Annotated in this window: 16 protein-coding genes and 1 riboswitch; of the genes, 1 reads left to right on the top strand and 15 read right to left on the bottom strand. The window is 65.9% G+C overall.

The features are described 5' to 3' along the window. Positions 1-5: 5 nt before the first annotated feature. Positions 6-686 carry an Rv1815 family serine proteinase gene (locus tag AC5Y5O_RS27640; RefSeq protein WP_370497598.1) on the bottom strand — a complete coding sequence of 227 codons (681 nt, stop codon included), beginning with the start codon at positions 684-686 and terminating at the stop codon, positions 6-8. A gap of 119 nt (positions 687-805) precedes the next feature. Next, positions 806-1,747 carry a sterol desaturase family protein gene (locus tag AC5Y5O_RS27645; RefSeq protein WP_500028269.1) on the bottom strand — a complete coding sequence of 314 codons (942 nt, stop codon included), beginning with the start codon at positions 1,745-1,747 and terminating at the stop codon, positions 806-808. Positions 1,748-1,827: 80 nt separating this feature from the next. Between AC5Y5O_RS27645 and AC5Y5O_RS27650 the strand changes: the two genes are divergently transcribed. Further along, positions 1,828-3,024, top strand: a complete 1,197-nt coding sequence (locus AC5Y5O_RS27650) for an NAD(P)/FAD-dependent oxidoreductase (RefSeq protein ID WP_500028272.1) — start codon at positions 1,828-1,830, stop codon at positions 3,022-3,024. A gap of 3 nt (positions 3,025-3,027) precedes the next feature. Here AC5Y5O_RS27650 and AC5Y5O_RS27655 read toward each other — a convergent pair whose 3' ends face one another. The 13 genes from AC5Y5O_RS27655 to AC5Y5O_RS27715 all read right to left on the bottom strand — a co-directional run bounded on the left by AC5Y5O_RS27655 (position 3,028) and on the right by AC5Y5O_RS27715 (position 19,224). Beyond that, on the bottom strand, positions 3,028-3,738 hold the full coding sequence (locus AC5Y5O_RS27655) for an MgtC/SapB family protein (protein WP_370497601.1): 711 nt from the start codon (positions 3,736-3,738) through the stop codon (positions 3,028-3,030). 152 nt (positions 3,739-3,890) lie between these two features. After that, entirely contained in the window at positions 3,891-4,223 is a 333-nt protein-coding gene (locus tag AC5Y5O_RS27660; RefSeq protein ID WP_370497627.1) for a DUF732 domain-containing protein, read from the bottom strand. A gap of 17 nt (positions 4,224-4,240) precedes the next feature. Beyond that, positions 4,241-4,564 (bottom strand): DUF732 domain-containing protein, encoded by a 324-nt coding sequence (locus AC5Y5O_RS27665; RefSeq protein ID WP_370497602.1) that lies wholly within the window; start codon positions 4,562-4,564, stop codon positions 4,241-4,243. Between the two features lie 12 nt (positions 4,565-4,576). Beyond that, on the bottom strand, positions 4,577-5,977 hold the full coding sequence (locus AC5Y5O_RS27670; protein WP_370497603.1) for a PPE family protein: 1,401 nt from the start codon (positions 5,975-5,977) through the stop codon (positions 4,577-4,579). A gap of 72 nt (positions 5,978-6,049) precedes the next feature. Next, a complete protein-coding gene (locus AC5Y5O_RS27675) occupies positions 6,050-7,282 on the bottom strand; it encodes a PPE family protein (protein ID WP_500028276.1) in 1,233 nt (410 codons plus the stop codon). Between the two features lie 909 nt (positions 7,283-8,191). Then, complete coding sequence (locus tag AC5Y5O_RS27680) at positions 8,192-8,566, bottom strand: DUF732 domain-containing protein (protein WP_500028278.1); 375 nt, start codon at positions 8,564-8,566, stop codon at positions 8,192-8,194. A 6-nt stretch (positions 8,567-8,572) separates the two neighbouring features. After that, positions 8,573-9,769 (bottom strand): PPE family protein, encoded by a 1,197-nt coding sequence (locus tag AC5Y5O_RS27685; protein WP_500028280.1) that lies wholly within the window; start codon positions 9,767-9,769, stop codon positions 8,573-8,575. Between the two features lie 21 nt (positions 9,770-9,790). Further along, the gene (locus tag AC5Y5O_RS27690) at positions 9,791-10,996 is read right to left on the bottom strand and encodes a PPE family protein (protein WP_096287722.1); all 1,206 of its coding nucleotides are present in this window, start codon (positions 10,994-10,996) and stop codon (positions 9,791-9,793) included. 353 nt (positions 10,997-11,349) lie between these two features. Further along, positions 11,350-11,522, bottom strand: a riboswitch (M-box (ykoK) riboswitch). A 132-nt stretch (positions 11,523-11,654) separates the two neighbouring features. Next, the gene (eccA, locus tag AC5Y5O_RS27695) at positions 11,655-13,487 is read right to left on the bottom strand and encodes a type VII secretion AAA-ATPase EccA (RefSeq protein ID WP_096287720.1); all 1,833 of its coding nucleotides are present in this window, start codon (positions 13,485-13,487) and stop codon (positions 11,655-11,657) included. Then, positions 13,484-14,683 carry a type VII secretion protein EccE gene (gene eccE, locus AC5Y5O_RS27700; protein WP_096287718.1) on the bottom strand — a complete coding sequence of 400 codons (1,200 nt, stop codon included), beginning with the start codon at positions 14,681-14,683 and terminating at the stop codon, positions 13,484-13,486. Before eccE ends, eccA begins: the two co-directional genes overlap by 4 nt. A 19-nt stretch (positions 14,684-14,702) precedes the next feature. Continuing rightward, a complete protein-coding gene (locus AC5Y5O_RS27705) occupies positions 14,703-16,571 on the bottom strand; it encodes a type VII secretion-associated serine protease mycosin (RefSeq protein WP_500028283.1) in 1,869 nt (622 codons plus the stop codon). After that, positions 16,549-18,060: a type VII secretion integral membrane protein EccD gene (eccD, locus tag AC5Y5O_RS27710; RefSeq protein WP_096287716.1), complete on the bottom strand. Its 1,512-nt coding sequence runs from the start codon at positions 18,058-18,060 to the stop codon at positions 16,549-16,551. The genes AC5Y5O_RS27705 and eccD overlap by 23 nt, the downstream gene beginning before the upstream one ends. Positions 18,061-18,321: 261 nt before the next feature. After that, positions 18,322-19,224 (bottom strand): ESX secretion-associated protein EspG, encoded by a 903-nt coding sequence (locus AC5Y5O_RS27715; protein ID WP_500028287.1) that lies wholly within the window; start codon positions 19,222-19,224, stop codon positions 18,322-18,324. Positions 19,225-19,234: the final 10 nt, after the last annotated feature.

Consider the following 19,234-nt stretch of genomic DNA (forward strand, 5'->3'; position numbering starts at 1 on the left):
GCGCGTCAGCCGCCGTTGAGTTGCCCCGCCATGTCCTGGTGGACCTGCTCGGAAGTGGACCGCCACGACACCGCCGCGGGAAAGTCACCCCACATGCTGTTGAAGATCCCGACGATCTGCCCCGGACCGGCGGCCGAGGCCAGATACACCGGTCCGCCGGAGTCGCCCGGATGGCTCTGGACGCCGTGGGACATGGTGAACCAACCGTTGTTCACCGCTTCGACGGTCCCGCAGGTCTCACCGGTGGAGACGCCGAAGTGGCAGACCGCTTGCCCGGGCTGCAGCGCCACGTTAGGGCTCGACACCAGCGGCCGTCCGCCCGGCAGGGTGTTGTTCAGCGCAATGTTGGGGTCCAGGGCGATCACTTCGTAGTCGCTGATGGCCTGGTCGACGGCTACGGTCGAGCCGCTGGGGGTGTCGTCGCGGAAGGTCGCGAGATGGCCGATCGGGTTGCGGTTTCTGTCGGTGACGATGTTTCCGGTGCTGCGGCAATGCCCGGCGGTGTAGGCGATTCTCGCGGCCTGATCGACGTAGCCCAGGGTGCACAGCCGGTTGTCCTGCAGGATCTCCATACCCGGGGACACCACCACCGGGTCTGCGTGGGCGGTGGCTGCCGGCAAGCCTGAGGTGCAGGCCAGGGCGGCGATCGTCGCAGCCAGTACGCGAAGTGCCATGCGGTACACCATGGACGGACTCCGTTCCGTCAAGGCCGGCTGGTGCTCCGACCACAAGTTGAGATTACGTCGTTACTGTTTCGTCATCGACCTTTTCGCGCTAGCCCGGGCTAGCGTTACAGCGACGTCAGCTACGACGACGTCGCCAACCGAACGGAATCGTCGGTGACAGCGGCCGGGCGCGGAGTCCAGCCGGGCGGTCCGAATACGTAACCCAGCCGGTCGCGCAACCGGCTCGCCGAGCGCCAGTCGCGCGCGATCGCGACGTATTCGCGCGTCTGCAGCTTCCAGATGTTGAAGGTGTCCACCTGCTTGGTGAGACCGTAATGCGGGCGGAACAGCTCGGCCTGGAAGCTGCCGAACAGGCGGTCCCAGATGATCAGGATGCCGCCGTAGTTTTTGTCGAGGTACACCTTGTCCATGCCGTGGTGCACGCGGTGGTGTGACGGCGTATTGAAAACGAACTCGATCGGTCGCGCGAGCTTACCGATCCGCTCGGTGTGCACCCAATACTGGTAAATCAAACTGATAGAGAAGGCGAAGAACACCATCCAGGGTGGAATCCCCAACAGCGCCAACGGAATCCACATCAGGATCTCGCCGCTGTTGTTCCACTTCTGCCGAAGGGCGGTCGCGAAGTTGAAGTATTGGCTGGAGTGGTGGGCCTGGTGAGTGGCCCAGATCAGCCGCACCCGGTGGGCGATTCGGTGGTAGGCGTAGTACAGCAGGTCGACGCCGAGGATCGCGATCACCCAGGTGTACCACTGGTCTGCCCGCAGGTGCCACGGCGCCAGGTAGGCATAGATCGCGGCATACCCGAACAGGGCCAAGCTCTTCCAGCCGGCGGTAGTGGCGATCGAAACCAGCCCCATCGAGATGCTGGCCCACGAATCGCGGTTCAAATACGCTCCGGACGCCGGCCGGGGATCCCCGTCGGCGGCCACCAGCCGGTCGAGCTTGCGCGCCGCGGTCCACTCGAGAATCAGCAGCAGCAGGAAGAACGGAATCGCGAACAGCACCGGGTCCCGCAGCTGCGGGGGCAGCACGGCCAAAAACCCGGTAATCGCACTCACCCAGACAGGTTACGACCTCGCGCACCGTGGTCATCAGCCGATCTGTTGCACCGGCCGCCGGACAGTCCAGACTGTGGCTGATGGCAGACAAGGCGGCGGTGCTGATCATCGGCTCCGGATTCGCGGGATTGTGGGCAGCGTTGGGCGCTGCCCGGCGACTCGACGAGCTCGCGGTTCCGGCGGGGACCGTCGATGTCACCGTGCTCAGCGCTACGCCGTTCCACGACATCCGGGTCCGCAACTACGAGGCCGACTTGAGTGCCTGCCACCTCCCGCTGGCCGAGCTCCTGGACCCCGTCGGGGTGGCCCACGTCGTGACGGAGGTGACCGCGATCGACGCCGGCGCGCGCACTGTCGGCACGGCCGATGGTGCGACGTACGGTTACGACCGGCTGGTGCTGGCCTCGGGTAGCCGGGTGCTCAAACCCGCGGTGCCGGGGCTGCGGGAGTTCGGTTTTGACGTCGACACCTATGCCGGCGCGGTCGCGCTGCAACGGCATCTGCAACGGCTCGCCGACGATCCGCCGGCGGCGGCGGCGACGGTCGTTGTGGTCGGCGCCGGACTGACCGGCATCGAGACGGCATGCGAGCTGCCGAACCGGTTGCGCGCGCTGTTCCCCGGGCATCCCCGGGTGATTCTCGTCGACCGAAATCCACTGGTCGGATCCGATATGGGGGCTGCGGCGCGGCCGATAATAGAAAAAGCGCTGTCGGACAACGGGATCCAGACGAGGACTGGGGTCGGTGTCGATGCGGTCAGCTCTAACGGTGTGACCCTGTCCTCGGGTGAGCAGCTGGCGGCGGCCACGGTGGTGTGGTGCGCCGGGATGAGGGCGAGCTCGCTGACCGAGCAGTTGCCGGTCGAGCGCGACAGCTCGGGCCGGGTGCCCGTCGATGACTATCTGCGGGTGATCGGGGTCGGGTCGGTCTTCGCCGCGGGTGATGTGGCGGCGGCCCGCATGGATGACGAGCACCTGTCGGTGATGTCGTGTCAGCATGGGCGGCCGATGGGTCGTTATGCCGGCTACAACGTCATCAGCGATCTGTGCGGCGAGCCGATGCTTGCCCTCCGAATCCCTTGGTATGTAACGGTCCTCGATCTTGGACCGGCTGGCGCCGTCTACACCGAGGGGTGGGACCGCGTGGTTGTCGCCACGGGCGCGGACGCCAAGGAGACCAAGCGGACCATCAATTCCAAGCGGATCTATCCCCCATCGACCGGCATCCGTGCCGACCTGTTGGCCGCGGCCGCACCGGAGTTGCAGGCGCGGCCGTAGCTGTCAGTCGGCCTGCGCCTCGTCGCCGGCGTACCACTGCACCGCGCGAACTCCGGGCTGCAGGGATAGCTCGGCGACTAAACGCTCGAGCTTGGCCGGTGTATGACCATCCACGAGAAGGTGTGCGGTCAAGGTGATCTCGTCATCGTCGGAGTGCCCGGTGTGGATGCCGCGCAGCGTCAGGTCGTTGCTGCTGGCGTGCTGGACCAGCTGCGCCCGGGCGTACTTCTCGGATTTCGGGCGACAGATCGCCTGCACCAGAAAGGGTTGGCGGCCTTCGTCTTCCTCGGCGTCGTTGTCATGGTCGATGACTCGCCCCAGTGGGCGGCCCACCACGTGGATGGTGATGACGGCCAGAGTGGCGATCAACGTGAACACCAAGTTCCCGGAGGCGGCCAGCACACCTATCGCCGCGGAGCACCACAAGGTGGCGGCGGTGTTGAGGCCCCGGACGTTGACACCCTCGCGCAGGATCACCCCGCCGCCGAGGAAGCCGATACCGGACACCACATAGGACGCGACCCTGGTGGGGCTGCTGTCCGGGGTGGCGACCGCATACAGCACGAACAGGGTCGCACCCGCAGCCACCAGCGCGTTGGTCCGCAGACCGGCCCGGCGTGCCCGCCACTGCCGTTCGATCCCGATCAGGGCGCCACACCCCACCCCGACGCCCAGCCGGAGCGCGAAATCGGCGACGCTCAACGTCTGCGACATACCGGACTCCTTCCCCCGACGGCATTTCCCAATGCGATGCGGCGAGTTAACCACTACCGGGTAAACGGCAGATGGATTCCAGCCTGACCTGTTGCGCCCCTGACGCCCGGGCGTAACCCGTTGCGCCGGGCAGACTTCCGTCTACCGCGTCGCTACCCTGCCGAGGCCGGTTTGTTTGCGAGCCGCTGCGGGCAGTAGTACTTCGCCGCTATTCCCACGAACACGGTGGCGTGGTCCGTCGTCAGTCCGGGGTTATTGCGCTGCAGGTTCTGAATCAGTTCCGGCCCGGATTTGCCGGCGCCCATCAAGCCGCACACCGCCTTTCCGAATGCGACGGCCTGACCCGAGTCGGTATAGGTGATACCAGCGCCGCGTACCGTCGCAAGGAAGCCGGCGTCGTCGGAGCCGCCGTCCGGAGCGCCGTACGCGGGCGCGGCCAAGCCGATCATCGCGGCAACACCGAATAGCGCGAGCAGTGGTCGCATGGGGAACCGGCTCTCGCTCACGCCTTCGAAAGTTGGTGCGGGCAATAGAATTTCGCCGAGATCAGCGCGAAATTCGATGCCATCTCCATGTCCATCCCGGGATTGCGGCTCTTGACGTCGTGGAGCAACTCCAAATTGTCCTCTCCGTTGTTCAGGCAGGAACACACCGCCCTGCCGGCCGCGACGGCAGCACCCTCGCTGGAAAAGCTGAATCCGGCCTGGCGCAGAGCAGCAATGAAACCCGCGTCGTCGCCGTTGGGCTCCGGAATCGGATCCGCGTACGCCGGCGCCGCAAAGCCGATCATCGCGGCAACGCCAAGTGCTGTCAGTAACCGTTTCATGTCACTTGTCCCCTACCCTAATTGCGCTTCTTCGGAAGGAACGACCTTGGACTTGCCCTTCTTCAGATGCACCGCGTGGATACCCGGCTTCTTGGCCAGCTGCTCGAGCAGTGCGTCGAGGCCTTTCTCGTCGACGTCGTGATGCTGCACTGTTTCGGGCCTCTCCGAAATCTGTGCCACCAAACGTTTCAGGTGCTCCGGCGAATTCTTGTCCTTGAGGTCTTTGAGTGGTTTCATCCGGTCGCGGACGCTGGCATTGACCACGGTCGGACCTCCAGCGCCCATCGCGCTGCCCAGCATCCCGGCCATCCCCAGTGAACTGAACAAACTGCCCTCACCGAGGGCAGCCGCCGGGATCGCCTCGGGGCCCGCGGCAGTCAGGGCGGCGGCCACCGTCCTGATTGCCGGGGTGGCCGAGGCCCAGCTGGGTGGGACCGTCAACGATCCGACCAACGTGCCACGTGCGAAACCGGCCGTCGGGCTGATGGAGTCGAACAGTGTGCCCCGGCTGAAGCCCAACGCGCCCAGACCGGCCCCCAGCGCATCTTTCGGCAGCGCGCCGTAGGCCGCCGGTGGGGCGAACTTGAGCCACTGCGACACGGGGAAGTTGATCAGCAGTCCAATGTCGTTGTACTGGGTGGTGAGGCCAAGCGGGATCTTCAAGGCGTTGTAGAACTGCGTGTAAAAGTTCGCCCCGCCTGGAACGGTATTCAGCAGGTTCGTCCAGAAGTTCTGGTAGTCCGTGGCCAGCTGCGCGAGCCACGCCAGCGGACCGGTGTAGCCGCTGGGCGTGGTGGCTGCAGCGGCCACCGCATTCGCCGCGTTCCCGGCGCCGGCACTGGATGACGAGGTGACCGCGGCCGCCTGCATGGTCGTGGCCGCCTCATTGGTGGTCTGCGGCGCCGGGCTGAATTCCTCCAGATTGTTGGACGCCGTCGCAGAAGAGGCGAAGTACGTATCCATCGCTTCGCCGTCCTGGGCCCACATTTCGCCGTACTGCGCCTCGGTGGCAGCAATCGCCCCGGTGTTCTGCCCGAAGAGGTTCGTGGCCATCAGCTCCGCGAGCAGTTCACGGTTGGCCGCAATCAAGGGAGGCGGCACGTGGGCGGCGAAGGCCGTCTCATATGCGGCGGCGGCCTGCGTCGCTTGCGCCGCGGTTTGGGCGGCTTGCGCCGCGGTTTGTTGCATCCAGTTGACGTAAGGAGTCGCGGCGGCTGCCATGGCAAGCGATGACGGGCCCACCCAGGGCCCGGTGGTCAGATTCGAGATCACCGACGAGTATGAGGTCGCGATCGACTGCAATTCGGCAGCCAGGTTCTCCCAGGCCGTCGCTGCCGTCACCAATGACTCCGCTCCCGGACCGGCGTACATCCGGCCCGAGTTGAACTCCGGTGGAAAGGCTCCGTAAAACATGTCGTTACCCCTTACTTGACGGCGCGATTCGGGTGGACCATGCCGGGTGGCTGTGCGTCGTGTTCATCGCGATCAGTCCTCCAGAGCCGGTATGACGATGATGGTGGCGGCGGCGGGGTCGGCCTCGGCCACCAGACCACCGAGCGCGGATGCCGTGGCGGCATTCCCGCTCACCGTGTGGGTCGCGGTGGCGGCGACGGCGCGGCCAGCCAGGCTGGACAGCGCCATCTGGCTGAAAACGCCTTCTTCGCCGATCAGCGAGGCGGCCGGCGCGGCAGCCAAATTGGTGGGCAATGACTGCGCGAGCATTCGGATGTTCGGCGCGGCTTCGGTCCAGCCCTGCGGTACCGACATGCTTCCGACCAGGGCTGACTTACCCATCGACCCGCTGACCTGAGCTTCGCTGACGGCGGAGCTGAGCATGGGCCGCACGGCGGCGCCCCTCGTCAACGGCTCCAATTGACCCGAGATGAATTTCGGCCCGGCCAGATAGGCCTGGGCGGCCTGACCGTTTTGTGCCCATGCGTACGTCTGTCCGAAGGAGAGGAATGGACCGCCGGGGATGGTGCTCCACGACTGGGGTGAGAAGACACCGGTGATAGCGCCCCAGATGGTGTTCCAGTTGCTCACCGCCGGCGGCACGGTCAATCCTGTCGACGGGGCCGCCGCCGCGGCCGCGGGTGTCGATGCGGCCTGGGTGAGTTGTAGGGCCGTATTGGTGCCCGCGGTAGAGCTCGACTGAACCAGTGCGGCCGTCTGCATCCCCGTCCCGGAGTCGTTCGTGGTCTGCGGCGGCTCGGCGAACGGCTGCAACCGTGACGCCGTCGCCGACGACCCGGCATAGCCGTACATCGCGGCGGCGTCCTGCGCCCACATCTCCATGTACTGGGCTTCGGTGGCCGCGATCGCCGGCGTGTTCTGTCCCAAGATGTTGGTCGCGATCAACGTCGCAAGCAGGGAGCGGTTGGCCGCGATGACAGGCGGCGGCACCGTCGCCGCGAAGGCCGCCTCGTACGCGCCCGCAGCAAGTTTGGCCTGGATGCCCGCCTGCTCTGCCTGGGCCCCCGTCGCGCTCATCCATTGCACATACGGTGCGGCGGCGGCGGCCATCGCGATCGAGGAGGGGCCGGTCCACGGTCCGACGGTGAGGCTCTGGATCGTCGAGCCATACTGCGCCGCCGTGGAGAACAGCTCCGCGGCCAACTCGTCCCAGGCGGCGGCGGCGGCCAACATCGGCCCCGATCCCGCACCAACGTACATTCGACCGGAGTTGATCTCCGGTGGTAACGCCCCGAAGTCCAACATTTTTACCTCCGCTCCCTCATTTGGCCGCCATGGTAGGCGCGGTTTCGCGGCCCTCGCCGCAAACGCGCCGCAGCTCTAATGAAATACATCGAATCCGCGCTGTATGACACGTGTTTAACGACAACATGTTCGTAACTCTCTCGGCTAAAATTCTCTCGGGTTCTCGTCCGGTCGTGATTCGCCACAAGGGCTCGATGTTGCGGATATTATCGGCAAAAATCATGCGCGGCACGTTCCCTACCGGTAATCGCGCTGTAAAAAAGAAATGTCACAGCGTGGAGCGCTAGTGTGAGAACATCGAAGTGATGTAGCTAACATGTGTAGTGGAGTAATCCCATTATAAATGGTATGAAATCACTATTTAGCGAATGCTGACAGCACTGCCTGGGATATCCAGATTTCGGTAAATACCGCGCCGGAGTGACACCATCGCAATCGCGCTTCCGTTATCCGATACTACTGTAACCGACTCTATAGTGACTTACTTCATCCTTTCATTCTGTACATCCAGAAACAAAATTGTGTGTAACGTGAAAGTGCATCAGTAATTCGGGCTGCGCGCCGAATTTGGGAGTCGTTAGAAATACGAGCTGAAATTATCCTAGAACGGCATCCGGCAGCGAATTATGGATACCATGAAATGGTCGCTGGCATTAGGGATTGTAGGCCTACAGGATTCGTGCGGCGCCAAAAGTCCCCTGCGGCAAGCGCATCGCCGGTGCCGGGCTAGGGCTCGGCCGCGCAGGAGGTGACCTGGGCGCGGATCGACGCGCGATGTCCAACGGCAGCGCCGAATTGGCAGGCAATGGTCATATGCAGCTCCCCTACATTTCACCCAACATAAACACGTAGAACTGCTACGACGCTTATTGAGATCTGAAGGTTTGCTGTGAGGGCGAAAGGGCGAGATCAGCCGCCACCGCCGCCGCCATCGCCACCGCCCGGGTAGGTGCCGGCACCACGGGGGTCGTTGCCGCCGCTGTCGGTGGAGAGGCGTTCTGGGCAGTAGGCCATGGCGGCCGCCTTGGCGAACTGCGCGGCCTTCGTCATGGTGAATGCCGGGTTGAGATCGCGGATGTCGCGGATGATGTCGAGCTGCGAGGTCCCGGAATTGGCCAGGTCGCAGACCTTTTGGCCGGCTTTGATCGCGTGCTCCGGGTCGTGATAGGTGATGCCCGCGTTGTTGAGCGCCGCGAGGAAGGCGTCGTCAGCCGGATCGGCGTGTGCCGGTGCGGCCAGGCCGATCAGGGTGACGACGCTTGCCAGAAACGGTAGGGCCTTCATATGTCGTTAACCGGCGGCGGGTGGGCGCCCGATGACGCGGGGCCGGAACCCGTAGATCGGGTCCGCGAACTCATCCTCGTGTGCACCCGGAACACCGGCCAGCGGCACCCCGGGCATGCCCACTGCCCCGGCTTCTTCCATCACCATCGGGGTGGCGGCGCCAAAGCTGTGGTACGCCCCGGCTCCGACCTGAGTCGTGGCCGCAACCGTGCTGACGGTCGCTCCGCTGCCGGCCCAGGTCGGCGGGACAGACAGGGCCCCAACGAGACTCGCCTGTCCTACCGCCGCGGTGGCAGCCGCGCCCGGCAGGCTCGTCGTCGATGACACAGCAGCCGCGCCACCGAGGCCGGCGGCCAGATCCTCTAAGCCTGACGTGGTCGCGCTTTGTACGGCGCTGTTCGCGGCCGCCGTGGCGGCGGGATCGATGATCGTCGTCGGGTTCAGAATGCCGTTGGTGGTGAAGGCGTTCGACAGGCCGGACACGCTGTTGTTGTTGAGGAAAGCACCCAGCAGATTCGGGTTTGAATTGCTGAAGATGTTCAGCAACCCGGAAAGTCCGGTGGTGTCCGAACCCGAGCCGGGCGTGAATATGCTGTCCCCCGCGCCGGCAGCCAGCGGCGCGGCCAGGGCATTGGCGTTGTTGACCGCGTCGGCCTGCAGGACCGTTGCAGCCGGGGCGGTGTCGGACTGCGGGTCGCTGAACGGCGTCATCGCAGTGGCGGCCCGCGACGCCGCGGTGTAGCTGGTCATCGCGGAGGCATCCTGCGCCCACATCTCGCCGTACTGGGCCTCGGTGGTCGCGATCGCCCCGCTGTTTTGGCCAATGATGTTGGTAGCCACCAGGTTCGCCAGCAGCGTGCGGTTGGCGGCCACCAACGGCGGAGGCACCGTCGCGGCGAACGCGGCCTCGTACGCGGCAGCGGCCGCGTTGGCCTGAGCGCCGGCCTGCTCGGCCTGCGCGGCGGTGGTGCTCATCCACTCGAGATACGGCTGCAGCGCGGCCGCCATCTTCGCCGACGCCGGCCCCAGCCAGCCCTCGCTGACCAGCGACTTGATCACCGCTTCGTAATTGCTTGCCGCCGAACGCATCTCAGCAGCGACCGCGTTCCATGCCGCCGCGGCGGCCAGCATCGATCCGGACCCAGGTCCGGCGTACATCTTGGCCGAGTTGACTTCCGGCGGTACCGCCCCAAAGTTCAGCATGACATCTCCTCCTGAAGTCTCTTATCCGGCGGCCGGCGGGCGCGGCATGACGACGGGCCGAAACCCGTACCTGGGGATGGCGCGGCGCAACCTCTTCCCGGTGCCACCCAACGGCCCGGCAACACCGCCCGGTCCGCCCGCGGCCGGCGTCCCGGCGGACCCGATGTCACTGAGGCCGGTGACCGGCGCCGGTCCCTGACCGGCACTGATCGTGGCGGCGTTGCTCCAGCTGGGCGGTACCGACATCGAACCGATCAGATGCGCATTACCGATTCCCGCCGAAGCACCACCCATGCTCACCGACCCCACCGAGTTGGCCGTCAGGCTGGTGGTTGCGGCCTCGGCACCGCCAGTGAAATCGTCCAGACCGCCGAGCGTTGTGGCCGTCGTCTGCAAGAAGTTGAAGCCCTCGACCGTTCCGATGATGGACTGCGGGTTGAACGGGCCGCCGGCGATCGAACCGTTCAGGATCGAGTTGGCGAAGAAGTTGCTGCTCAAGAACTGGCCCGCGGCTGTGTTGTTCGTGTTGCCGAAGAATTGGGTGAGGTAATCGTAGAGCGATCCCGACGCCTGCGGAGCGGCCGGGGCGTTGACGTCATTGGTAGACAAGGTGTTACCCGACAACAACGACTGCGTGTTCCCGGTCGCTGAGTTCAATGCCTGAGAGACCGCCTGGTTTTGTCCGGTTGCCGCATCCGGAGTGGTGTTCGTCTGCGGCGAGGTGAACGGTGTCATCTGCGCAGCCGCGTTCGAGGCGGTCGCGTAGCCGTTCATCGCCCCGGCGTCCTGCGCCCACATCTCCATGTACTGAGCTTCGGTGGCCGCGATCGCCGGGGTGTTCTGCCCGAAGATGTTGGAGGCCACCAGGTTCGCCAGCAAAGTACGGTTGGCCGCGACGACCGGTGGGGGTACCGTCGCGGCGAACGCGGCCTCGAAAGCGGTGGCGGCCGCGTTAGCCTGCATACCCGTCTGTTCGGCCTGGGCCGCAGTGGCGTTCAGCCACGCCAGGTACTGCGCGGCCGCGGCCAACATCGACGCCGACGACGGACCGATCCAGCCCGCGCTGCTCAGTTCCCGGAGCACCGACTCGTAATCGGTTGCCGCGGAACGCATTTCAGCGGCAAGCGCATTCCAGGAGGCGGCAGCGGCAAGCAAGGGCCCCGACCCGGGGCCAGAATACATTCTGGTCGAATTGACTTCCGGCGGTAACGCCGCAAAATCCAGCATGGTTCCCCCTCGGCGCTTAACAGGTGGCCGTTACGTTGGCTGCCTTGGTGGCCGCACACGAACCGGCAGTGGTCTGTACGTCGGCAGAGGTCATCGGAGTTCTCCTCAGGAATAAGGGTGAGCCGGAGGCGCGACCCTTGCCAGGACGTACACCGATTGCGCAACGTGGCTAGGCGACTCGGTGCAAGCCGACAGGCAAGTGCGAAGCCTTGACCGGCTCGAACGAAACGTCATCGATCGAGAAATAGGACTATCACCGGGATTAATTTCGTTCTCACCTCCTTGCGGCCTGGGCACACCGATATGCCTTTATTCTGCACGAAGGGATGGGGACACAGGCGCGTTCGCCGGATCCGGCACCCCTCTCATCAGAGCTTCGGCACCACACTGCGTATCCGGCCGAAGCCAGAAGCCACTTGGGCTCAACCCTTAAGCCGGGAAGAGCTGTCCTGACCCTGGGCGTCTTTCGACGTTTGAGGTCAGTGGCCTATATCCGTAATGGAAGCCTCACCTAACGAGGTGCTTGCACAGGCCATCGTGGCATTCGAGACAGAGTGAGTCAAGCTTGCTGCGAGGCGTTCGCAACAATTCACTGCGCCGCCACACCAAATCCATTTGGCCGCCCCGCGGCCGTGTTAGGAGTCTAGTGAGCGGGCGTTCAGCTCGACTTCTTCTCCGCGACTGCCGCGCTGAGGCCCTCGAGCAGATCATCACCGCTGAGTTCCTTGAACCGCAGCAGCTGAAGCTCGCTGAATTCGGTGGTGTCGCTGGCCAGTACCGCGTCGAGGTCCTCGTCGTCGAGGCGGAAGCTCCGGTGGTCGCGGGCCTTTTCCACCACGTTTCGCACGAAGCCGGCGTTACCGAGTGTGTCGATGCCGCGGATCAGGTCCCCGTCTTCGGAGTAGCTCTCGTCGGAGTAGAACTTGGTGTACGACGGCAGCAGAGCCTCGGCTGCTTCCTCGGTGATGACGTCTTCGTTCTCCTGGCCCATCAGGCGCGTCAACGCGACCAGCTCGTCGGGCGTGTAGCTGAAGAACTCGATCACGGTCGAAAAGCGCCGTCGCAGACCCTGGTTCACGTCGAGCATCTTGTCCATTGCCTTGGCGTAGCCGGCGCCGAAGACCACCAGGTCGTCGCGATGGTTTTCCATGTACAGCAGCAGGGTGTTGATGATCGCGTTGCCGTACGGGTCGCCCTGTTGGTAGCCCTTCTCGTGCAACGTATGCATCTCGTCGAAGAAGACCGCTCCGCCCAGGGCTTCCTCGAGCATCTCCTCGGTATTCTTCTCCGCGTCGGCCATGTAGCGGCCCAGCAGCTTGGTGCGGCTGGTCTCCACCACCACGGGCTTGCGCAGCACCGTCAACCCGCACAGTTGTTTGCTGAAAGCACGCGCCACCGAGGTCTTTCCCGTTCCGGGCGGGCCCAGCAACAGGGTGTGGCGCGAGGTGACCGGCACCGGAAGTCCCATCTTGGCGCGCGCCAGGTTCACCTTGGTCGTGGACTTGATGAGTTTGATTTCCCGCTTCGCTCGCTCCATGCCCAGCATGGCGTTGAGCTCGGCGTCACCCTCTTCCAGGTACTTGGCCGCCGTCTCGGCTTGCTTGGCCGCCTCGGTCTGCGCGCGGGTCGGTGCGCTGTCCGGGTCCCACGGGTCGGTGCGCGCCTCGATGGTTTCGGGGTCGGTCAGCACCAACTGGTAGTTGGGGTTGTCGAGGGCTTCGCGGGCGGGGCCGAACTTCGGGTCGCGGGAGTACACCCGGCGCAGCACCTCGACGGCTTCTTCCTCGCGTCCGAGGTGTCGCAGGCACATGCCCTGGGTGTACAGCGCGACGTTGGCCGCTCCCGGTACCCGATCCGCCTCGATGGCGTCTTGGCTGCGCCGCACCGCCTCCTCGAAGACGCCGAGCGACGCCAGCGCCGTGGTCGCCATCGCCGCGCCGGCCGCCTTCAATTCGGGGTTGCGCCAGATCTTTCCCTCGGGGAATTGCGCGAGGACATCCGGCCATCGTCCGGCACGGAAGTAGAGGACCCCTCGCACGTAGGCGATCAGCTCTTCGTCGATGGGTTGGCGCGGCTCGACGCGGTCGAGCAGTTCGGCGGCTTCCTCGTAGCGCTTTGCCTCCGCGAGGACCGCGGCGTACGCGCACGCGAGCGACTCCACGCTGAGCACCGCCAGCCGCAGAAACAGCCCGTCGGAGACGTCGGGATGAAACTGCATTTCCGTGACGCCGAGCCGACGGGTCTCCCAGCCGAACGTGCTTACCGCCGCCCAGGCTCCCGCGATCACCTCGATGCTCTGGTCACCGGCCAACAGCCGTGCCAGCCAGGCGTCGCACATCGCCGGGTCGAGCGTGGTGGCCGTGCTGAACATCCGCAGCGCCACTTGCGGGTTGTGGCTGGGCTGAAGACCGTTGACGGAGATTCCCGACGCCAACAGCCCGGCGACCATTGCGTTACGGGCGTCCTCCGCCGTCGATTGCGGGCGGCTCATTGACCCGCGAGCAAGCGCTCAGCGTCCTCCCGCACCTGGCCCACCTGAAGCACTAGGTCGTCGTCGGGGAGCAGTCCTCGAGTGGGCACGACCAGCAGTGGGCGAGTCGTCGGAGCAGGCAGGCTCGCGCGCACCGCGGCCAGCTGGCGGCCGGTGAGCCGGTTCAGTCCCGACGACACTCCCCTGGGCAACCTGCTGTCGCTGTGATAGCGCACCCAGCCGGAGACCTCGGGGTGGCCGTCGTCTGCGGTGAGCTGGATGGTCACCACGGTCGCCTCGGCGTCGGGCAACCACAGCTCCTCCAGCGTCTCGGTGGTGATGTCCGACGGCGTCAACCAGAAGCTGGTCGCGAACCCGTTGAAGTGCTTCAGGTAACGCCAGCCGGGACGGCTCCAGGTCGGCTCCAGGTCCGCCAGCACGGCGCTGTCGACCTCGGCGATCTCCTCGGAGGTCAGCGGCCGGGGCGTGCAGCCCGGTGCGTCCAGATCCTGGACCAGCCGCTCGGTGGCCGCGACCAGCGTGGAAGCCAGCGAATCGCGGGCCGCTACCGCGGCGACGTTGGACTGCGGATTCATCCGCAGCACCAGCCAGGTACGGCGCACGTACGAGGCGGGCTGATCGCTGACCAGTCCCCACTCCTCGGGACCCAACTTGTCGAGCTTGGACAACTCGGCGGCGTTACCGCCGCGGCGCATCTGCACCGACACGATGTCGATGCCGTCCAGGATGACATCGAACTGGCGCAGTCCGGCGGCAACCGATCGCACCAGCACGCTGGCCGGCGGCGCGCTCTTCTGGCGGTGGTGGCGCGATGTGGCGTCGTCGTCGCCGTCCAGCGCGATCACGGTGACCAGCCGGCCGTCGTATTCGCGCACCCCGACCTTGTCGCGCCCGAACCGGCGCTGGTAGTCGAGCGCGGGCGTGCAACCGGCGGCCAGCGTGGTGCCCGGGTCGGCGGACCAGTCCCAGAGCCAACCGGCCAGGCCGGAGGTCACCGTCAGGCCGTGATGGGTGACCAGCGACAGCAACGTGATGATCACCGAGATGCCGACACCCACCCACCAGGCGATGTGGTACTTGCCCTGCCACGACTCGGGGCAGTGGCTGGCGATCAACAGGATCCCGACGACGACCAAGAACACGACCGTGACCCGCGCCCACGACAAGGACAACCCAAACCTGCGCTGAGCCTTCATTGCTGTTACTGCTCCGCCCTTATTGTTGCTGCCTACGACGCTTCATCAACGTCGCGATACCGAATACGGCGCCGCCTATCAACAGTGCGCCGGTCAATCCCCCGGCCGCCACCCACACCGGCAGCATGTCGCGATGCGGAGGCGCCTTCGGCACGTTCAACGGTATCGACAGTTGCTGCGGCGGCTTGAGCGGGCCGTCGGGAATGTCCCAGGTCAGTGCCGCCACCGGGTCGACGACACCGTAACCGAGTTGGTTGTCGACGCCGCGGGCCGGTGCACGCGCTGACCGCTCCAGCCGGTTGATCACCTGATACGCCGACAGCTGCGGGTACTTGGCGCGTACGAGTGCGGCCACGCCGGAGACAATCGCGGCCGAGAAGCTGGTGCCGCTGGGGACCAGCAGCGAGTTGTCCGGTCCGTCGATCGCGTTGATCAGCCCGTCGTCGCGCGGCGAGAGCCCGATGACGTCGCTTCCGGGCGCGGCGATCCCCACCCACGGTCCAGCCACGCTCGACGGGCCCTGCCCGTTGCTGCCCTGGGTCTGCGGGTGACCCTCGGAATCCACCGCGCCGACGGTCAAGACGTAGTCGCTGAACCAGGAGGGCGTCACCACGGTGGTGACAGCGTTCCAGTCGCGGGGGTCCTTGGGCTTCAACGGATCGAAGATCGGGTTCTGCTTGCAGTCCTTCTTGCTGGTGTCGCCGGCGGCGGCGACGATGACGGCGTTGCGGTCGACCGCTGCGTAGCGAACAGCGGCTCCCAGCGCTCGCTGGTCGATAATGTTGCGCGCACTCATGCAGGTCACGTCGGAGATGTTGATCACCGAAGCCCCCATGTTGGCGGCGTGCACGATGGCCCGTGCCATGGTCTCGACGCCGGAGATCTTCGCCGAGGTCTGCGGGTCCTCGTCGCCGGTGTAGGCGTCCTTGAGGCCGAAGGCCTGGCTGGACTGGCGGATCGAGATGATGTCGACATCGGGAGCGATGCCGCTATAGGCATCGGGCCCCGCGGACCCGGGCGGTGGTGGCGGCGGTGCGGGCGTCGGCGTCGGCGCCAGCGGGTGCGGATTGCCGATATGAATCGTCTGCCCGCCACCGGAGTAGGCCGGGATCGTCACCGTGCCGCCGCCATGGTTGGCGGCTCCGGGAGCCGCCGGTGCGGGTGGCGGCCCCGGCGGTGCTCCCTGCGGAGCCTGCGACGGCGAGGCCGGTGCGGGTGCGGCGGGCGGGGGCTCCGACGGCGGTGGCTGCGGCATCCACGGTGGCGGCGGCGGGCCCTCGGATGGCGGCGTGGCCGGAACCATGGTCACGGTCTGCGGTAACGGAGACAGGGTCACCGTCTGCGGCGGTGGCGCTTTCGGCGGCGCCTCGGTAGTCGGAATCGTCACCGGCTTGCGCGGTCCCGCCACCGGCGGCGGTGCCGCGCCGTTTGCCTGTGCCGCGCCGATCATCGACGCCACGATGGTGCCGTGCGCGTCACAGTCGGACAGCCCGTCGCCGCCCATGATGTAGTCCCCGCCAGGGATCAGGTGCGGGAACCTGGGATGCGGGGTCACGCCCGTGTCGATGACGGCGACCTTGATCCCGGCGCCGCGGCCGAACTGCCATGCCTCCTGCATGTTCAGCATGTCCATGTACTTCGGCTGCAGCTTGAAATCGGTGCCGGGCAGCACCCCGACCTCGGTGCAGTACGAGTTCTGCTTCATCGGCGCCGGCGGCCCGGGCGGACCGTCCGGCGGCACCGCCGCCGGGTCGATCGTCGGCGGCGATATCGCGTAGGCGGGCGGTAACCCGGCTAGTGAACCCGATGTGAGCAGGAGTGCGGCGATCGCCGCACGGGATGCGCGCCTACGCCACACCTTGCCGTTACCGGTACCGGATTGCTGCATAGACATTCATCAACCACAACGCCAGCGGGAAGATCGGCATCAGGCAGACGTATTCAATCCATTCCACAAACTTGCGGAACAGCGGGCTGTAGATGCTGTTCGGGACGACTGCCGCGGACACCAATCCCGCCGCGGGCAGCAGCACCAGGATCCCCACGCAGACAGACACCGACAGCGGCGACTGCAGTTCCAGCGCGTAGCGCACCACGACCGTCGCGACGATCATCACCGACGTGCCGGCCAGGGTGATCGCCTGCAGGCGATCCACGTAGGAGCGGCCGCGCAGCATCAGGAAGCCGGCGCTGAAACCGGCCAGCAGCAGCGGCAGCCACCGTTCCCCGGTGTGCGGGTCCGATAGCCCCGCCAGCGAGACCACCATCAGCACGCCGAAGCCGAGCAGCAGACCGGACAGGAACGATCGGGCACGTTCGGCTTGCAGCAGCACGTCGCGCACCGACGCGGGTCCCTCGAGGACCGGCGGGCCGCCGCCGGTGCGGGTCACGGTGGTGGGCAGATCGGGCCGTGCCTCGAAGACCCAGCGGCTGGTGGCCGACGGGAACACCGGCAATCGGATGCCGGACAGCCGTCGCGCCATGGCGGGCGCGCACTGGTAGCCGATGACGGAGACCAGCACGATGGTCGTCAGCATCGTCACGGCGCTGGTCATGGCGACCATCCGAGCCAGGGCCGCGATCGTGGTCAGCGAGCTGACGGTGATGATCGCGGTGTACAACCCCAGCCTGCGTCCGGTGAACCGGAGAGCCAGTATCGCGGCGATGGTGAGGACGCCGAAGCCCAGCACCGCGTGCGGCGATCCGACACCGCCCGGTGGCGCCCCGGCCGCGGCGATCGAAAGCGGGGCCAGGCTGCTGACCAGCATGATGTCGGCGATGCGCCGATCGGCCTGCGTCTGGGCGCGCATCAGCAGCATCATCGATACGCCCAGGACGACCGCGGCGATGACCGCGGCGTAGATCGTGGTCAGCCAAGAGTTGTGGTGCCAGCGCCACCAGCCCAGCAGGGCCGCGGCGAGGAAAACGCCGCCGGACACCATCGCGGCGCCGACCTGCACGGCGACGACCGGGTCGATCGCGGCGAACCGCTTGCTCAGGTTCTGCGAGACGGCAGTCGAGATGTGCTCGATGACCTGCGAGCGCTTTTCGGTGTCGGGGACGAACCGGATCCACAACCGGTCGCCGTCGAGAACGTCCTGCTCGGACAGCGACTGGGTGGCGCGCAACGGCGAGCCGTCAACCAGGCACAGCGCCCACTTGCCGCGACCGGTCGCCTCCAGCGGAGTCTCGCCGAGCTCGCGCAGGCGGCTGTTGACCACCTTCAACAGCGGGTCCGTCATCACCGACACCGGGGCGTTGGCGTCCAACAGGACGCCGATCTGGACGCCCTCGCCGGCCATGATGCCGACTACGACTGCCCGTGGCTGTGAGATCCCCTCAATATCAGCCTGTGGCGCATCAGCTACCGCAGTCATCGGGCTGCACCCCCTGTCGTGGTGAACGTGTGGCTCTGGATCGCCAGTCGCGTGAAGGGCTCTGTCGACCTACTTGCCGAGGCTCCGGAAAGTAGTGGTTCGACCTTTTCCAATTCCATTTACCCCGCCTCGCGATTGGTGAATCCGCCGACTCTGACATTCTTTATTTGCTGCTTATTCATAGAGCAGTATGACGTGTTCGTGGCCTGGCCGCACCCTGAGTTCAAAAGCGTTACAAGCCTTAACATTTGATACTTCTTGTTACACCCAGCTGTGGGTCTTCCACTCGCCGTACGGAAGTGTGTCCAGCACGGTCTTGACCCCGACTTGCACCAGTTGCGGAGTCGCCGGACAGATGGCCAGCCAGGCCTCCCCCGAACCCGCGGTCCGCGCCTGTTGGTAAAGCGCGATACGGCCGCCAGAACCGTCCTTTAGTGACAGCACCGAGGCGCTGGGCCCCTTGGCGTCGTCGCGGTATTGGCGCGCATACACAGCAACCTCGGCTGCCGGATCCGAAAGCGCCTGGCCCAGCGCGGCGACGGTAGCGGCGCTGATGCCCATGCGGCGCAGGTCGCCGCCGGAGAACACGTTGAAGCCGGACTCTTGCCACGACTTGGTGGCTTCCAGCATGTCGTCTAACGGCACGTTGACCGCGTTGATCGCGGCGGGCTCGGCGTGGTGAATCGACTCCAGGCCGTCCAGTACGAGGGCGGCGATCGACGCGCTGTCCGCGACGGCGACGTCGTCGACGGTGATGTCGGCGCCGACGCGAACCGCCGAGACCCAATGCTGGCCACGCCGGGCCAGGACCACCCGGAACTCGTTGTCCGGGATGTCGCGGGAGCCCGGGGGCTGGTTTTCGTCATCGACGACGCCGTAGAGCAGCTTGCCCCGAGACAGCAGTGCGATGACCTCAAGATCTGGCGCGGCGAGCACCCGCATCCGCGCCGCTACTTCTTCATTGACATCGTCGCCGACGACAATGCCCTGCTCCCGCATCACCTTCATGCCGGGGTGATCGTTGAGCCAGTCACTGCTGTCGGTGGATACGTAGGGCCGGCACCGCAGCTCCGGAGCGACGTGTCGGATGTCCAGTAACGCCTGGAGCATCCAGAAGCCGTCGACGTTGACGGTGATGTCGGTGCGAGTGCTCTGCTGGTCCATTAGTACCCCG

The organism is Mycobacterium sp. NGS40, assembly GCF_059812735.1.

What these genes read in the sequence shown, in the direction of transcription:
- AC5Y5O_RS27690 (WP_096287722.1), bottom strand. Translation starts at nt 10,996, where the DNA reads ATGCTGGATTTTGCGGCGTTACCGCCGGAAGTCAATTCGACCAGAATG.
- AC5Y5O_RS27715 (WP_500028287.1), bottom strand. Translation starts at nt 19,224, where the DNA reads ATGGACCAGCAGAGCACTCGCACCGACATCACCGTCAACGTCGACGGC.
- AC5Y5O_RS27650 (WP_500028272.1), top strand. Translation starts at nt 1,828, where the DNA reads ATGGCAGACAAGGCGGCGGTGCTGATCATCGGCTCCGGATTCGCGGGA.
- AC5Y5O_RS27705 (WP_500028283.1), bottom strand. Translation starts at nt 16,571, where the DNA reads ATGCAGCAATCCGGTACCGGTAACGGCAAGGTGTGGCGTAGGCGCGCA.
- AC5Y5O_RS27680 (WP_500028278.1), bottom strand. Translation starts at nt 8,566, where the DNA reads ATGAAGGCCCTACCGTTTCTGGCAAGCGTCGTCACCCTGATCGGCCTG.
- AC5Y5O_RS27685 (WP_500028280.1), bottom strand. Translation starts at nt 9,769, where the DNA reads ATGCTGAACTTTGGGGCGGTACCGCCGGAAGTCAACTCGGCCAAGATG.
- AC5Y5O_RS27670 (WP_370497603.1), bottom strand. Translation starts at nt 5,977, where the DNA reads ATGTTTTACGGAGCCTTTCCACCGGAGTTCAACTCGGGCCGGATGTAC.
- AC5Y5O_RS27655 (WP_370497601.1), bottom strand. Translation starts at nt 3,738, where the DNA reads ATGTCGCAGACGTTGAGCGTCGCCGATTTCGCGCTCCGGCTGGGCGTC.
- AC5Y5O_RS27675 (WP_500028276.1), bottom strand. Translation starts at nt 7,282, where the DNA reads ATGTTGGACTTCGGGGCGTTACCACCGGAGATCAACTCCGGTCGAATG.
- AC5Y5O_RS27640 (WP_370497598.1), bottom strand. Translation starts at nt 686, where the DNA reads ATGGTGTACCGCATGGCACTTCGCGTACTGGCTGCGACGATCGCCGCC.
- eccA (WP_096287720.1), bottom strand. Translation starts at nt 13,487, where the DNA reads ATGAGCCGCCCGCAATCGACGGCGGAGGACGCCCGTAACGCAATGGTC.
- AC5Y5O_RS27665 (WP_370497602.1), bottom strand. Translation starts at nt 4,564, where the DNA reads ATGAAACGGTTACTGACAGCACTTGGCGTTGCCGCGATGATCGGCTTT.
- AC5Y5O_RS27660 (WP_370497627.1), bottom strand. Translation starts at nt 4,223, where the DNA reads ATGCGACCACTGCTCGCGCTATTCGGTGTTGCCGCGATGATCGGCTTG.
- eccE (WP_096287718.1), bottom strand. Translation starts at nt 14,683, where the DNA reads ATGAAGGCTCAGCGCAGGTTTGGGTTGTCCTTGTCGTGGGCGCGGGTC.
- eccD (WP_096287716.1), bottom strand. Translation starts at nt 18,060, where the DNA reads ATGACTGCGGTAGCTGATGCGCCACAGGCTGATATTGAGGGGATCTCA.